General features: G+C 42.6%; 14 protein-coding genes. 7 read left to right on the top strand and 7 right to left on the bottom strand.

What is annotated here, in order from left to right; genetic code table 11:
• Nucleotides 1-58 precede the first annotated feature (58 nt).
• Entirely contained in the window at nucleotides 59-565 is a 507-nt protein-coding gene (locus CA265_12380) for a hypothetical protein (GenBank protein ARS40410.1), read from the bottom strand.
• Nucleotides 566-748: 183 nt separating this feature from the next.
• Here CA265_12380 and CA265_12375 point away from each other — a divergent pair, with 183 nt between their 5' ends.
• The 3 genes from CA265_12375 to CA265_12365 all read left to right on the top strand — a co-directional run bounded on the left by CA265_12375 (nucleotide 749) and on the right by CA265_12365 (nucleotide 3,927).
• Nucleotides 749-1,624 carry an alpha/beta hydrolase gene (locus tag CA265_12375; protein ARS40409.1) on the top strand — a complete coding sequence of 292 codons (876 nt, stop codon included), beginning with the start codon at nucleotides 749-751 and terminating at the stop codon, nucleotides 1,622-1,624.
• Between the two features lie 185 nt (nucleotides 1,625-1,809).
• A complete protein-coding gene (locus tag CA265_12370; GenBank protein ID ARS40408.1) occupies nucleotides 1,810-2,667 on the top strand; it encodes an AraC family transcriptional regulator in 858 nt (285 codons plus the stop codon).
• A 78-nt stretch (nucleotides 2,668-2,745) separates the two neighbouring features.
• Nucleotides 2,746-3,927, top strand: coding sequence for a 2-polyprenyl-6-methoxyphenol hydroxylase (locus CA265_12365; GenBank protein ARS40407.1), 1,182 nt, complete (start codon nucleotides 2,746-2,748; stop codon nucleotides 3,925-3,927).
• A gap of 110 nt (nucleotides 3,928-4,037) precedes the next feature.
• Here CA265_12365 and CA265_12360 read toward each other — a convergent pair whose 3' ends face one another.
• From CA265_12360 to CA265_12350, 3 genes are all read right to left on the bottom strand, one after another.
• Nucleotides 4,038-4,313 carry a hypothetical protein gene (locus CA265_12360; GenBank protein ARS40406.1) on the bottom strand — a complete coding sequence of 92 codons (276 nt, stop codon included), beginning with the start codon at nucleotides 4,311-4,313 and terminating at the stop codon, nucleotides 4,038-4,040.
• A gap of 105 nt (nucleotides 4,314-4,418) precedes the next feature.
• Nucleotides 4,419-5,177, bottom strand: a complete 759-nt coding sequence (locus tag CA265_12355) for a hypothetical protein (protein ID ARS40405.1) — start codon at nucleotides 5,175-5,177, stop codon at nucleotides 4,419-4,421.
• Nucleotides 5,155-8,223 (bottom strand): hypothetical protein, encoded by a 3,069-nt coding sequence (locus CA265_12350; GenBank protein ARS40404.1) that lies wholly within the window; start codon nucleotides 8,221-8,223, stop codon nucleotides 5,155-5,157. Before CA265_12350 ends, CA265_12355 begins: the two co-directional genes overlap by 23 nt.
• A 422-nt stretch (nucleotides 8,224-8,645) precedes the next feature.
• On the opposite strand from CA265_12350, the gene CA265_12345 reads away from it, so the two are divergent.
• Nucleotides 8,646-8,879 (top strand): hypothetical protein, encoded by a 234-nt coding sequence (locus tag CA265_12345; protein ID ARS40403.1) that lies wholly within the window; start codon nucleotides 8,646-8,648, stop codon nucleotides 8,877-8,879.
• 206 nt (nucleotides 8,880-9,085) lie between these two features.
• Here the strand turns inward: CA265_12345 and CA265_12340 are convergent, their stop codons facing one another.
• From CA265_12340 to CA265_12330, 3 genes are all read right to left on the bottom strand, one after another.
• Complete coding sequence (locus tag CA265_12340) at nucleotides 9,086-11,878, bottom strand: hypothetical protein (GenBank protein ARS40402.1); 2,793 nt, start codon at nucleotides 11,876-11,878, stop codon at nucleotides 9,086-9,088.
• A gap of 64 nt (nucleotides 11,879-11,942) precedes the next feature.
• Nucleotides 11,943-12,314, bottom strand: a complete 372-nt coding sequence (locus tag CA265_12335) for a response regulator (GenBank protein ARS40401.1) — start codon at nucleotides 12,312-12,314, stop codon at nucleotides 11,943-11,945.
• A 163-nt stretch (nucleotides 12,315-12,477) separates the two neighbouring features.
• Nucleotides 12,478-12,900 (bottom strand): hypothetical protein, encoded by a 423-nt coding sequence (locus tag CA265_12330; protein ARS40400.1) that lies wholly within the window; start codon nucleotides 12,898-12,900, stop codon nucleotides 12,478-12,480.
• Nucleotides 12,901-13,275: 375 nt separating this feature from the next.
• Between CA265_12330 and CA265_12325 the strand changes: the two genes are divergently transcribed.
• From CA265_12325 to CA265_12315, 3 genes are all read left to right on the top strand, one after another.
• Nucleotides 13,276-13,548 carry a hypothetical protein gene (locus CA265_12325; protein ARS40399.1) on the top strand — a complete coding sequence of 91 codons (273 nt, stop codon included), beginning with the start codon at nucleotides 13,276-13,278 and terminating at the stop codon, nucleotides 13,546-13,548.
• A gap of 308 nt (nucleotides 13,549-13,856) precedes the next feature.
• Nucleotides 13,857-14,789, top strand: coding sequence for a grasp-with-spasm system ATP-grasp peptide maturase (locus CA265_12320; protein ID ARS40398.1), 933 nt, complete (start codon nucleotides 13,857-13,859; stop codon nucleotides 14,787-14,789).
• Nucleotides 14,790-14,948: 159 nt separating this feature from the next.
• The gene (locus CA265_12315) at nucleotides 14,949-16,034 is read left to right on the top strand and encodes a hypothetical protein (GenBank protein ARS40397.1); all 1,086 of its coding nucleotides are present in this window, start codon (nucleotides 14,949-14,951) and stop codon (nucleotides 16,032-16,034) included.
• Nucleotide 16,035: the final 1 nt, after the last annotated feature.

Below are 16,035 nucleotides of genomic sequence, written 5' to 3'. Positions count from 1 at the left end.
TTTACTTTTAGTAGTTCGATAACGTAATAGAAGAAGATACTATCAGCAAAAAAACTTACTAAGGCGCTTTTGAGAGATGCGTTGCCCCATTTTGAGATTCTAATAACTGTATGCCCATTTCATTGCCTTGCAAGGCAGCAAAATCAAGGGCACTCTGACCCCGTACATCAAGCATATAACGATCAGCACCATGGTTCAACAGTAATTGAAGTACATCATTTCTGCCGAACATGGCAGCAAACATCAGTGCGGTGCCTCCATTCCCATGCTGGAGGTTAAGCAGCGCGCCGCTCTCAATAAGTAAACTGGCAATATCAATGTAACCTTTAAAGGCTACACCCATCAGTGCCGTGTTTCCGCCAGTATCAGCAGCATTCAGGTCAGCTCCTGCATCTATCAATAACTTTGCAGCCTCCAGTTGTTTATTATAACAGGCAATGATTAATGGGGTATATCCTTTCTCATCGCGATGGTTTAAATCCACACCCCTGCGGATAAGTTCTCTTAATACTTCAACTTCGCCTTGTCTGGCTGCCGGAATAATCAGCTCGTTTATGTTCTCCATGCCTATACAACCATTGCCAGATATAAAAGTTTTAAGACTTAAAATCTAATCAGTTCTTTGTCAGTACAATGATGATGTTTTGTCACAATCCACCCGCTATGTCGTCGCTTTTGCCCGCGGTCAAATCCTGAAATGAGCGCTATCTTTGTATTGTTCATGATTTTCAAACTAATTTAAACTGTTATGAAAAATTTATTCAAAACACAATATCTTCTTAAAACAATACTACTCATTGCAATTATGATGGTGATAGTAGCTCAATCAAATGCACAACAAGGTAAACCCAATGGCAGTGGTTTTGTGCCGGTGAATGGTATCAAAGTTTATTACGAAACCTATGGCCAGGGTAAGCCTGTTATTTTACTGCATGGCGCTTTTATGACGATTGAAGCAAATTGGGGCCAATTAATTCCTCAATTGTCAAAAACAAGAAAAGTAATTGCTATCGAATTGCAAGGGCATGGACACAGCCCGTTTTCGGATAGGAAATTATCGCATGTTACCTTAGCCAGCGATGTGGCAGGGGTAATGGATTACCTTAAAATAGACAGTGCTGATGTAATTGGTTATAGTTTCGGAGGTAGCGTAGCTTACCAGTTTGCCATACAAAGCCCTAAAAGGTTAGGGAAATTGGTGATCATTTCTTCTACTTATAAAAGTGCTGGTTGGATGCCTGAAGTGAATAATGCGTTTAAAAGCATGAAACCTGAACTTTTTATGAACAGTCCGATGCACGTTGCATACGATGCGGTAGCTCCCGACAAAACAAAATGGACAAAGTTCCTGGAGCAGATGATTGCTTTAGCAGGCGAACCATACAACATGGGTGACAACAATATCTCGAAGATTACTTCTCCCGTATTAATAATTGCAGGTGATAATGACGGACTGGATAAAATGGAGTTGATTAAAACATATCAATTACTCGGGGGTGCTATATTTGCTGATTTCGGAGCAATGCCCAAATCACAATTGGCCATAGTCCCTTCGCAGGGGCATGTAAGCCTGATGCAGCAAACGCAAACAATATTCGGTTATTTGGATAGTTTTTTAAAGTAATTTATTTAACGGATTGGGAATTGATTCTTATAAAAATCCTTTCTATTTTCCTGACTTTTAAAATTTAATGTAATTGATTATCTCAAAAATTAGCCTTTTACTGGATTTTGGAAAAAAGAAATTGTATTGGGTGTGTTTTTTAACGCCTGCTGTTAAAATGTCAAATATCTTGGTAATTTTAAGAAGTGAATAAAAAAAGCCTACAAATACCTGTCAATGCACTTCCTCATGGAACCTTCGGTGGAATAATGATCATGCGAGAATTCTTCGACGGCCCGCCCAACTTTGAGGATGTGGAACGGTCGCACCGTGACGGTGGTTATACTTTTATTATTCAGGAAGAAGGTTGCACAGTAATAGAAATTGACTTTCAAACCTACAATATCCAGGCGCCTTCCATCATTTATATTCAACCAGACCAGGTACACCGGCTCATCACATTTGAACATGCTTTGGTCAGCACCATGATTATTACTGAAGAAAATCTCCATCCGCAATATTTAAGCTTGCTACAAAATTTTTATCCAGTTAAACCTTTAACAGTTGATCTTGCAACATTAGTTATTCTTTCGCAAACTGCTGTTTTGTGCCTGGGACTTGCAGAAAAAAAAGCGTATAAACTGTACAACGCTATTTTGCAGGAAAGTTGTAATACATTGGTTGCATTGGTTACCTCTCTCTATCTGGCAAGGTCTGAAGAAACAGACCATCTTAACCGTTACGAAGTTATTAATAAGTCATTTAAAGTGGCATTGGGAGATTATTATAAAAAGATTAAAACGCCATCGGAGTATGCAAAACGCCTGAATATATCTACTTCTTATCTGAATGAGTGTGTTAAAGCCACAACAGGGAAATCTGTTTCTGCTCATATTCAGCAACGTATTGTACTGGAAGCTAAACGCTTACTTTTTCATTCTCTTCTTTCTATAAAGGAGATTGCTGTGGAATTGGGATATGATGATTATTCATATTTCATAAGGCTGTTTGTCAAGTTAGCAGGTTGCACACCTACAGTATTTCGTGAAAGAAACCGCGAATAGTCCTATACTTACCTGTTTCAGCCATTGTTCTGCCTGAACATTCCATGTTTCTTTGTGCGATCAAAAAGAGAACATCTAATGGAAACTTTAAAAGAACATAAATTATTACAAAATAAAAAAATTGCCATTGTTGGTGGTGGGCCTGGGGGCTTAACGCTCGCAAGGCTTTTACAGCTTAAAGGTGCGGATGTTAAAGTATATGAACGAGATCATAGTCAGTCGGCACGTATACAAGGGGCAATTGTTGACCTTCATTTTGAATCCGGCCTAAAGGTGATGGAAGCAGCTGGATTAATGGAGGAATTTAAATCAAATTATATACCGGGCGCTGATAAATTCAGAGTGCTTGATCCAAAAGGAAATATACTTTTGGATGAGGAAAGTTCAGCGGCAAATTTTGGCGACGAAAACTTCAGGCCAGAGATTGGCCGTGGTGCACTTAGGGATATTCTAATAGGGGCGCTGCTACCGGGAACAGTTGTTTGGGATAGTCATTTTTTAAATATGCATCAGGTTAAAGATAAATGGGAACTACATTTCAGGAACGGAAGCTCCGCCACCGCAGACATGATTATAGGCTCGGATGGTTACCGATCACAGATCCGTCCTTATCTAACTGATGTAAAAGCATGCTACTCCGGAGCGATGATTATTCAGGGCGAAATAGAACAACCCGAAAAAGAATGCCCGGAAATTTACGAATTAGTTGATCAGGCTAATTTGATGATTATGGGAGCAGGAGCAACAATTATTGCCCAGCCACGCGGTGATGGCGGATTAACCTTTTACGCAGCATCAATGTATCCGGAAAATTGGGTGAGCACCAGCGGTATTGATTTTAATAAGCCTGAAGTGGTGCGCGCCTATCTAATTACTCATTTTGCAGACTGGAACCCTGTTTTTTTTACGCTATTTGAGGCTTGTAATCATTTTGTTTCAAGGCCACTGAATTACTTTCCTTTAGAACAGCGGTGGGAGACAAAAAGTAACCTTACACTTATTGGTGATGCAGCACACTTGATGCCCCCTAATGGTGAGGGCGTTAATTTAGCTATGCTCGATGCTTTAGATCTTTGCGAATGTTTGACAAGTTTTGAATATAAGGATATAAATGATGCCATTTCAGCGTACGAAAACATCATGTTTGAGCGATCAGCCAGCATTAGCCAGGAGACAATTGACGGGATTAAAGATTTCGCTGCTCCTACTGATGAATCGGTACAGGAATTTGTAAAAATGCTTACACCGGATAGAAGTTGATTCCCTGCCTTTTAATTTGATGAAAATTCCATTTAAAGATAATTTTGAATACCGGAGGCCTATTGAAGATTTAGCAAGATGTTTTACAATTTGTCTTAATGTTAGATGCATTAGCTAAGGTGATTTTCGATTGCCCCAGAGATCTGGTTAATCTCGGCCACACCCAGCGAAATATGATGACCGTCTTCTGTCAGTTTGTAATCAAATGGCGCCAGTTCGCCAGGCTCGATTTCTTCTGCTTTCAGTAAGGTCCAGTCAGATCCCTGTTTTCTTATTGCGCCTAAAATCCCGCCGAAATAAACAATCTTAAAATAATCATCTTTTGGGATAATGGTCAGACTGATCGTTTGATCATCATGTTCGATTTCAATGTTAAATGCTGTCATGATCTCAAAACCCTTGCAAACGGCATTTTGTTTTGCCAAAATATCCGGTCATTACATTATAATCTTCATTAGTGTTGCACAAATTTTCGTTCCTTAACCCCGGCTTTATTTCGTCAATAAGCCGATCCGTCGGAGCAAATGATCTTTTTTTGAGCGCGCAATCCCCAGTTGGTGCCCGTTAGACATGACCAGGCTCGCCCCCTCAGATTTCCTGAACTGGCTGATATGATTGATGTTGATGGTACAGGAGTGATGGATGCGGACGAATAGCGAAGGGGGGAGCACGGTTTCAATTTCACCCAGCGATTTAGAAAGCAAAATGGTCTTGCCATTTGTTAAGTACACCTCTGTATAGGCTCCGTCTGCTTTGCAGTAAAGGATCTCTGCAGGAGCGATAAAATCATATCCGTTCCGGTTAGGTAATGCCAGTTTCTGCTCTTCCGGCGGAAGCTTAAGATTGGCTATTGCATGCTGTACCTGCTGAATATTATTTCCATCTGTTTCAATGGATCTTCCTATACGTTCTACTGCCTGTATAAGTTCCTGTACGTCGATCGGTTTTAACAGGTAATCCAGTGCATTGATCCTTAAGGCCCGAATGGCGAACTGGGCATATGCCGTGGTAAAAATAACCTTGCACTGAAGCGATGGTCCCATGATTTCGAGCATTTCAAATCCGGTCATATCCTGCATCTCAATATCCAGAAATATCACTTGTGGCGAATGTTCACGGATTTTTCTGATTCCATCCAGGCCAGAATGGGCAATGTCGAGCACCTTAATCTCCGGGCAGTATAGCTTTAAATCGTTGTTAAGGACATTAGCGCAATGCGCTTCATCATCAATGATAATGGCGTTGATCATTTCTTTCAGGTTTTAAAAATTTAACTTCGACAATGGTGCCTCTGTTCCCTCCGGGGCGAGGATAGATTGTAATGCTGCTCTGGGTCTCATTCCTGACATTAAATACCCTAAGCCTGTTTTCGATGAGTATAATTCCTTTTGATTCATAGAGATTACTGGTTTTTGACTTCCGGGCATGGGAAGCGGTCAGCCCGATGCCATTATCTTCCACGCGGCAGATGATATTTTGCTGGTCGCTATAAATGCGGATCACAATCTCACCGCCCTGTTCCATAGCCAGGATGCCATGCCATATGGCGTTCTCGATCAGGGGTTGCAGGAAAAGTGGCGGTACCATTATTCGTTTGGGCTCAATACCAGGTTCGGTTAAAAAGCGATAACTGATCTTGTCTCCGAACCTGAGCTTCTCCATATCCAGGTATAAACGGCAGGTGTTGATTTCCTCTTCTAAGGGTATTTCCTGTAGTTCGTTGCCGAGCTGCCCCCTAATTAACCTTGAAAAGGTGGAGAGGTAACTAATGGCCTGTTGATTTGCATTTTCCTGGATCAGTGATTTAATGGAGCTGAGGCAGTTGAAGATGAAGTGAGGATTCATCTGGGCACGCAGGGCCTGCGCCTCCAGTTCAATCATTTCGATCTCCAGTTCATGTTTTTTTTGATCCCGCTGACGGATGCGGGCAATCCTTTGCTTGACAAGCAAATAGGCTGTTGCCGTAAAAAGTATACCCAGCGCAGTTATAAACCACCAGGTTTGATAAAATGGTGGATGGATAATGATGGTCAGTTGTTTATATTCCCTGCTCCATTGTCCGGCAGAATTTGTGGCATTGACCCTGAACTGATAAGTTCCCGGGGATAAATTGGTATAAGTTGCCCGGTTATTTGTTCCAGCATCAATCCACCTGTTTTCTAGCCCAAGCATCATATACCGGTAGTTAAGCTTTCCGGTAATATTATATTCCAGTGCGGCGAAATCGAGTTCCAGAAAATTTTGACGATAAGACAAATCCAGGGTATCAAGGGCATTGATTGCCCGATTAAAGGGGGAGCCAGGTTCGCCGTAATCGGCGGGTTTATTGTTTACCCGAATGCCGGTAAGTACAGTTGGAGGCGCGAAGTTATCATGGGTGATTGCCTCGGGCAGAAATAGGGTATAGCCCTCAGTCCCGCCAAATGCCAGCCTGCCATCGGGCATTTCGAAATAGTGGAACCTGTTAAATTCATCTACCGGAAGTCCATCGGTCATGGTATAGCTTTGGATCCTGGCGTCCTTAAGACCAAATGAAAATATCCCCTTGTTGGTACTACACCACAGTCTGCCTTTTTTTGCCTGGATGGCATAAATAGTATTGTTAGGCAGGCTGTCGTCTGTGCTATAGAGCCTGAATTTTTTACGCGCGAGATCCATTCTAATCAACCCGTCGCCCTTAGTACCCACCCATAGTATGCCTGGTTTTATAGGATCCCTGATCAGCATGGTAAATTCTGCTCCGGGCAGCATCTTTCCATAGGATATATTGACTTTTGTGCGAAGGTCAAACCGGAAAAAGCCGTTCGAAGTCGTAATGTAGAAAATATCTTCTCCCTCCATGAGCAGGCTATAAATCTCATATATCTCTTTCATGCCCGAAAGGGGGATCTGCGATACCGTGGTGGCCAGGCGCTTCACGGTGTCCAGGCGGATCAGGTGGAGTTTATCATCCACTGCCCAAAGCTGACCTTTGCTACTTACTGCCATTGCGCTCAGGTTGCGGTGATTAGTGCTGATCGTATCGGCATAACGCCATTTGTCACTGATCAGGTGGCCTTGTTGATAATAACAGAGGTTGGGGGCTGGAAGCTCATCGGCGCCTGCAATTGACATCCATATTTTTCCCTGCTTATCCCTGACCGAACGGAATAGGTAAGGCGTTCTTGCAGTAGCCAGCGGACTGTTTTGTATCTCCTTTAACGGGACATTCAGTTCACGGTGAAGCATATCGAGGAAAAAGTTTGTGGTATAGGTTTTAGCCGGCATGCGGGGAAGCCGGAGGTCGAACTGTCGGAGGTTGTAGCCATTTGTTCCGATCCAGAGTACCTCCGAACGGTCAATCAGCATATTCCTTGCCACCTCGTCCGGAGCGCTGTAGATGGGCTTGGGGATCAGTCTGCTATCAGTAGTCAGCATAAATACAGTCTGATTGCTGCCAAACCAAATGTTTCCTTGTTTATCTATGGCCAGAGAAGGCTGCACATAAGATTTTGACTCGGCCAGGTGCAGTATGCTAAAGCTTCGGCTGGCTTTTTTATAGATGATTACCCTTCCCTTATCAAGGATAACCACATCTCCGTTTTTTCTGATTATTGGCGAGGTATCCTTCCAGGGCCTGCTGGGGTCGAATAGGTTTGGATTCTTAAAAGTGAACGGAATGGTGCTCAGTATTTTTCCTGCGGTATTGAGTGTGACGATTGCCGAGTCGGTGCTGAGCACAATCCTGCCTGCAGATGTGGCTATTCCGGTAATGTGTTTTTTGCCCAAGCCCAGCCTGGAAGGTGAATAAAAATGAAGTTTCTTGATTTGCAGATCGGCAACAAAGATGCCGCCGGTATCACAGATCATCCAATAAATATTTTTTTTAGGGGATACGATGGCATTGATGTTTTTGATATTCGAAAAAGTAGGCCTGAACACAGGATCATCAGAAAAATGGTACAGGTGTTCTGTGCGGGCATTGAGCACGTCCAGCGCACCGTTTTCATACTGGATCCATAACTGATCCTGATTATCGAGGTAAAGGGTAGCTATGATGTTAGAGGCCAGGCTCTTTGGGTTATTCACGCTATGGCGGAAAACCTTGAACCTGCGGCCATCATACCTGGCAAGTCCTTCGCGGGTAGCTGTCCAGATAAAGCCTGCCCGGTCCTGAACAATACCGCTCACAAAGGACTGCGGTAATCCATCTGCAGAAGTGAGCCGGCGTTTCTCAAGGAGAACGGATTGTGCGCAAACTGACAGAATAGCCAGTAGCATAAGGCCGGCGAAGTACGGGATAGGGCGTAGAGACATTTTATGCTAAAATATTGGATTTTCGTCAGATTCGGAATTAAGTGATCAAATATAGCACCACGGAGTCAGATTCCACGAAGTCTCAGTTCCTGGAATTTCCAACGGTTAACCAGCATTGCTGTTTATTGGGCTAAAGATTACCAACTGTTAACTGGCACAGATACGCATGGAGGGGATTTGTAAATTTATGTCTCTGAAAGCACCGGCCCAATATTCGGCATGTTTGCTTCAGAAATTTATTTCCTGAACGACTGGCCGGCTGTTGCTGATACCTCCGGGTATTAAAGCCGGAAGCCTGATGGAAATATTAAAATGGAAAGTCTATCCTAATATATGTATTCAAAAAAAATGCTGCACCATGCCGGAAGTACCGGTCATGGCGTTGGCGCGGAGACCATCCATATAGGGTGGGTTTTATACTTATGATGCGCCTTGGTAAAATATCGGCCATAAACCGCTATTCGGGTCTGGCAACTATCACCGATGTGAACGATCAGGAAATAGATTTATGGATTGCAGATTCACCTTTTGAATTGTACATCAACTGCGATGTCTGGTTTGAAATCGTGCTTTCCGCAACGGGCCTTAAGGTAGTCGGTCTCAGATCGTTTTCTTTAATACCTTCGGTAATCTTCGATGAACGTTGTGTGATGTGATTTTAGCTTCATTTGGATACTTTCCGATGAAAGAAGGTTTAATTCATTGTTGTGATAAGATGCTTGTAATCATGAATTTAATAGCTGAGTAGAGCCGATAGATTTAATTATCTTTTTTTTGTGATGAATTAATTTTAGCATTGAGAACCAAAAATTCACCTTTATGGTATTTAAATGTAAAGCTGCAATCTTTAGAAATTTTTCTTTTATCTATCACCAACCGGAAGCGTGAAAAGAAAAGTACTACCCAAGCCGGGTTCGCTTTCTGCCCAGATGTCTCCCTTGTGACGCGTGATGATCTCATGGGATAGGTACAGCCCGATACCAAGTCCTGAAATATTAGGCGAGGATTCATCAATGCGGTAGAACCTTGTAAATATGTTTTTTAGTTTGTCATGTGGGATACCAGGTCCGAAATCCCTTACGCTTACGGTAATCCGCTCAGGAGAGCAGTCAAGGTTAACTTTAACCTGGTCGGCTAACGGGGCATACTTTACGGCATTAGTAAGCAGATTGATGATGACCTGTTCGATACGCTGGGCATCGCCGCTGGCCATGCAGGGCTTGGTATTGCTATGAAAACTAATGCTATGTTTAGGAGCTGAGTGTTGAATAAGTTCAATCGATTCCCTGATCACGGCCTCCAGGTCAAATGATTTAATGGAAAGCTGTAGCTTTCCGGCTTCAATCTTGGATATGTCCAGCAGGTCGTTAACAAGAGCGGTAAGCCTTTGCACCTGGTTGGATGCTTTTGCCAGGAATGTTTGCTGTTTGGCATCGAATGTCAACCGGTTCAGGATCTGAAGATAACCGCTGATGCTGGCCAATGGTGTTTTGAGTTCATGGCTGGCCAGTCCGATGAATTCATCCTTTTTGTCATTAAGTGCCTTTACTTCTTCAAAGAGTTTTGCGTTGTCGAGGCTAATGGCTGCCTGGGCGGAGATGGAACTAACGACTGTCTCATGCTCCTGGGTGAACTTTGCTGGTTCAGGATGCCCAAAGAACAGTCCGCCAATCACGTTCCCGTTTCTTGATACTACCGGCACAGCCAGGTAGCTAACCACAGGCAGATGCCCCTTTGGCATGCCATGGTGGGGAGCATTTTTTCCATATCTTTCATCCTTTGTGATGTCATCGACCCTAACTACGCCTTCTCCTGAAAAGGTAGGATGGAATACCGCCGTATTTCGGGGCATGCCGAACTTTTCGAAAGCTGCTCTGGGTGCACCGGAAAGGGTAAAGAGCATGTAGGATTCTCCCTGTTCATCGGTCTTGTTGTAAAAAAAGGCGCCGAACGCTGCGCCGGTGAGTTCAGTGGTGGCATCAGTCACCTTTTGCAGTATTTTGTTCAGCTCCAGCTCTTCGGATATAGAGCCCATCAACATATTCATGATTTCCAGGCGCTCCGTATATTTCCTGGCCGTGTCCTGGACCTGCAGCTGCTCAGAAATGTCGCGTGCGATCTTTGAGGCGCCGGTAACATTTCCTTTAGGGCCAATAATAGGGGAGACTGTGATCGACAAGTGCAACTGCTTGCCATTTTTATCCTGTCTTATTGTTTCAAAGTGATCTACGTTGTTTCCACTGCGTATCTGCGAGATAATGTAGTCCTCTTCCTGTATACGTTCGGGTGGAATAATAATGGAAATGTGGCAACCGATAGCCTCGGCATCAGTATAACCGAAGGCCCGCTCTGCTGCCGGGTTCCAGCTGGTAATTATTCCCTCCAGGGTTTTTGATATAATAATGTCGTCGCTTGAATTCACCACTGCCGCAAGGCGTGCCTGTTTTTCAGCCAGGTCGGCCAGGCGCAATTCGTTCTGCTTTTCCGAAGTCACATCCAGTACAGAGCCGATGAACCTTTTTGCTTTTTTGTTTTCGTAGTAGACTTTTCCCTTGGCCCGTACCCAGCGCAAGCGGTGATCAGCCTGGCCGATTGTCCGATACTCCACGTCATATTCGCCGTTAGGGCTACTTCCCGAGAGCAGCGCTTCGATGATGCTGGTGATTCTTTCCCTGTCGTCCGGATGAAGCCCCTTTACAAAGTCATTCTCATAGGTTACTGCATTTTGATGGGGCACACCAAAAAGCTCACGGCAGCGCCAGTCCCATTCCATGATTCCCTTTTCCAGGTCCATGTCAAAGGTGCCAAGTTGTGCTGCGGTTTTTGAAAGTTGGATCTGTTCGTATGCTTTTTGCAACTCCAGCCGAGATTTTACCTGTTCGGTTACATTAACAGAAATGGCGAGTACACCAAGAATTGCGCCGAAAGGATCGCGATAGGCCTGGTATACAAAGTTCTGATAAACGGTGTCCTGTTTTCCATGTCTCAAGAGTTGCACGGGTGTTTCATTAGCAGAAAAGGGTTCTCCGCTGCGGTAAACTTCTTCCATTACCTGCTCCAGACCTTGTTCCTTTGCATCGGGAAGCGCCTCGAAGACTGGTCTGTTCATTACCGTGGCCCTCGGTTTCCCCCAGATATCGAGCATTGCTTCATTCGCGATCTCAATAATAAACGCTGGTCCACGCAGCAGGCACATCGCTACGGGTGCCTGAAGGATCATGTTGCGGAAGTTCTGCTCGCCGAATTCTGCGTGTTGTTTGGCAAGGTTAAGATCGGTCACGTCGGCAGCGGTGTTCATTACCCCGTATACTTTCCCGCTCTGGTCATACAATGGGGTGAAGGAATAATTGAAATAAAATTCCTTCAATTCTCCTTTGATGAGCAGATTGACCCGGCTGTTACGGGTGTGATAGGGAACACCTGTTGAGTAAACCTCCTCAAGTTTTTGGTAGATGCCAGAGTCTTTGAGCTCTGGAAGCAGCTCTGCATAGATTTTCCCAATAACATCATTTCCCTTACCCCATACATCAATTACGGCCTGGTTGGCTCGTGTGATGCGCATTTCATGCCCCTCGTATACCGCAATCGGGAATGGTGCGCTTTCAATGAGCGCTATGATCTGTTGTTCGTTTCTGGTCTGGTTTTCATGTTCCATAAGCTGGGGAAGTGGTGGTCTGCTGGGTAAATCCTGGTTGGTCTGACTGATAAAACAAGGACTTTTAACTTTTGTTTACCAGCGCGCTGGCAAGTTTCAAAAGCTCGTCAAGATCAAAGGGCTTTGCAATAAATCCATCTGCTCCAGCTTTTTCCGAAAGCGCCTTCACATCGTTGTTGGCCGAGACGTAGATCACAGGGATGTTTTTCAATTCTTCGTTAGACTTTAAGAGCTGAGTGGCCTTAATCCCGCCAATAGATGGGATCCAATTGTCCATCAGGATCAGCAGCGGCCGATGCTTTACTGCCATCTCAACTACATGGTCGCAGTTCTGGAAACTGTGTACCTGCCAGCCGTCTTCCTCAAAAAGGAAGTTGAAAATATTCAAAAGGTCGGGGTCATCATCGAAGATAAGCACGGTTTTAGCATGATCCATGTACGAATATACATTGATTTTAATAAATTTTAAAAGGGAGTGACCGTGATAAATGTTGACAGCTTACAGGAGGCTATCAATCAGTAGAATAGGTTTCTAATGTGCTATTCGATGCTTATTCCGGAGATACACCAACACCAATCCATTGATGCGGTTTAAATAGCTACTGCGTCGCATAAACCTGCTTTCTCAAAACACTTACTGCCACTACAGCTAATGCCAGTGTAAGATATAGGGTGTAATCGTCTATCGGGCAGTTGACTATTGTAATTGTTTTGATAATTCCGCATCTGCCCGCGGTTACACAATTTCTGAAGAGTGCAGGAGTAGCATTATCTAAACTTGGGGTATAACAATAGCCGGATAGTGCTGATGTTGTTGGTGTTGAAGAATAATCTTGAACAGTATAACCATTGCAACTGGAAGTGGTTCCTAACGACGCTGTATAAATGCCATCACTAACACGTGGATCTCCTGAAGCTTCATATATTACACAGCCTGTATAGGTTTGAGCCTGGGCTGTTAATGACAACAAAGTCATTATAGTTAAAAATAACAGGCTTATTTTGAACTTTAAACTGTTCATGATTTCTTTTTAATGCTTTTAGTTAAATTTTATATAACAGTTGAAAGCATTAATAAGAATAACGACGAGCGCAATTTACTGCATTTTTGCAGTTTCTAATAAAGATAGTCGTAAAAGTTGTAAGGTGGTTCATCTGACCATTTTGCTCTTGGTTCATCATTTTTTTACCAGCTCTTCTATTTATTTCAGCAATTTTTGAAGCTACCAATCAGCTGAGACAATCCACTTATTCACCTGTTACGCTGAAAGATCCTTTCAAATAACCATTGGCTGTAGATTGTAAATGGTCAGTTTTAATAAAACGAATATTTATCAATTGCCTGCGGATATCGCTTTAAAGTGCTCGGATATAAATTGTTCCTTGCGCTAGTCACGATGTATCCCGAATTTGCTGTCAACAACCCATACGCCAGGGTAAGTTGGCGGATTATCTATCAATATTTATTTAAAACAATTATGAAAAGTAACCGATTATTCGAAAAACGGATTGAGCTAAAAAATTGCCAGATTAATGGAGGAAGACTTGCTGAATCCAGCACAGTAACCTCGACAGCGACTAGCGGTGGTGGCTGTACCGACACCCAGTATGTGACTAAAAACGACTGTGGAGAACCAATCAGCGCCTGCACAGATTACGTTTGTAAATAAACCGTATAAACTTAGCTATAAATTAAGAAAAGACTTATGAAAAACAACAAAGCACTATTCGCAAAAAGAATTGATTTAAAAGACGCTCAAATCAATGGTGGCAAACTGGCCAGAACTTTTAGCTCATGTTCTACTTACACTTCAAGCAATTGTTGTAGTGACAGTGTCACCACGATGACCAACGATGAAGGTAAAGTATTGAGCCAAACCACAAGTACCTGGTAAATCTCACTCAACCAGAATGGGGGACTTCTGTCCTCCATTTGGTATCGTCAATTGCAAACAGCCGCTAATAATCTACCTCAATTATGATATTAATTTTCTCGGTCAACGATGATTATTCAACCAGTAGGGTAATCAACTGGTTAATACACATGAAAAAGGCATTCATCCGGCTGAATGAAAATTCTGATGTAGAAATTATTTCGCTTACCACAGATGATTTTACCCTTAAAATTGACGGTAAAAGGGTGCATAGTGCGCAAATAACAAAAATATGGTACCGTAGGGGTGGGCTTTACCTGAGCAAAGACTTCAGCAGTGCACTGATCAAAGAATATCTGTCAAGTGAAATTGCCAGCCTGGTGCAGTACTTTTATTATGTGCTGGATAAAAAACCGGCTATAAACAATTTCAGGACCCGGGACATCAACAAACTTCATTTGATGGATCTATGCAAAAAATATGCTATTGCAGCACCAGCTTTTCTGGTTACCAGTTGTAAAAATACGTTATTAAATTTCTATCATCAGGAAAAACAACTGATCTCTAAACCCTTAACTGCGCCATTCAGCATGGTTGATTCGGATGATTTTGCTCATTTATCCTATACCGCAGAAATCACTTTAGCAGACATCAACGATCTGCCTGAGCAATTTGTCCCTACATTTTTCCAGAAAAATATTATTAAAACTTACGAGATCAGGGCTTTCTATCTAAATGGTGATTTTTACGCGATGGCTATTTTTTCCCAGAACAATAAAAATACCAATGTAGATTTTAGAAACTATGATTACGGGAAACCGAACCGGTTGACTCCCTATCAGTTTCCCCGATCTTATGAGCGTAAAATACAAAAATTATTGGACGCGATCGGACTCAACTGTGCTTCCTTTGATGTGGTTTATGCCATGGAAGATCAGCAATACTATTTTTTAGATCTCAACCCTATAGGTCAGTTTGGAATGGTTTCTAATCCCTGCAATTATCATCTGGAAAAGGAGATTGCCTCAACGCTATAACATGGAAAAGATAAAATTTGAAATTCAGAACGGTAATGCACCTGTACACCTGAAATCTCTACTGAAAAAGGAGAAACCTAAATACCTGATTAAAACCAGGTGCTCAAAATTATTCAATACCACCAACTTACAATTGGATCTTTTCTACAAATCGCCGCTATGAACAAATTATTTTTAAGAAACCAATTGTGTATTCCTGTTAGTGGTTACAATAGGGCGATAATTTACGATCTGCTCAGAAAAGATTATTTTTTTATCCCAAACGAGTATCATGCCATTTTGGATACCAACAACTTTATTCAGTTTTCTAAAATTAAGGATGCCGGAGAAAGACAGGAGCTGATCAGTTTTTTAATGCAGGAGGAAATTATATTTGAACTTTCTGACCCTCATCAGCGGAAAAGGTTTATTCCCCTCGACAGGAATCTATATACACCCAATCAGTTCAGCAACCTGATTATTCATGCCAATATCGATGAAAGTTTCCTGGATTTTTTGGGCGGAGAATATTTAATGAATATTTCCATCATCGCAACTGAATTAAGCGCAGATCTGTTCAGGCTGTTTAAAAAAATTGCCACACTCGAAATTGACGGCATTTACCTTTACATCGAAAATTTTAACGCTGAGGTTTTCGAGGAATATTGCGAAGCTTTCAGGTTTTATCCGCTGATTTTTTCAGTCAACTTTTTCAACACAGAGCTAGGGGAGAAAACCAAGTTGATCGACAATATATATTACAATTTTTTTGAGGAAAGCTTTGCTGATTATAGCAGCAGGCTAACCTTTGATAAACTCGATATAAATAGTGAGCATTTTTTTGAGGCTTACAATTACCATTCTTATTATTTTGGAAAGATCTACATCGATGCTGCTGGCCATATTAAAAATGGTTTAAACAATACAATAAGTTACGGACATATAGCCTCCCTTAGCAAAGCACAATTTTTAGCAATCATATCCTCGCCCGAATTTCGGGAACTGGGGCATATCAATAAAAATGATATGCTGGTGTGCAAAGACTGTGAGTTTAGATACATGTGCGTGGATAGTCGGGTTCCGCTTAAGGGCGATGAAAAATGGTACCATGCCACCGAATGCAGGTATAATCCATATTTATCCAGGTGGGATGATGAAACAGGCTACCGAACTTTAAGCGATGCCGGAGTGGCCGTTTCTGCCGCCGGAATGGCCATTGATCAAGAGAAATTAACTCAGGAATTTGAAAATGCCTGGTCTATTTAAT

Source organism: Sphingobacteriaceae bacterium GW460-11-11-14-LB5 (assembly GCA_002151545.1).
Classification (GTDB): domain Bacteria; phylum Bacteroidota; class Bacteroidia; order Sphingobacteriales; family Sphingobacteriaceae; genus Pedobacter.
This window is presented reverse-complemented; position numbering and strand designations above follow the sequence as displayed.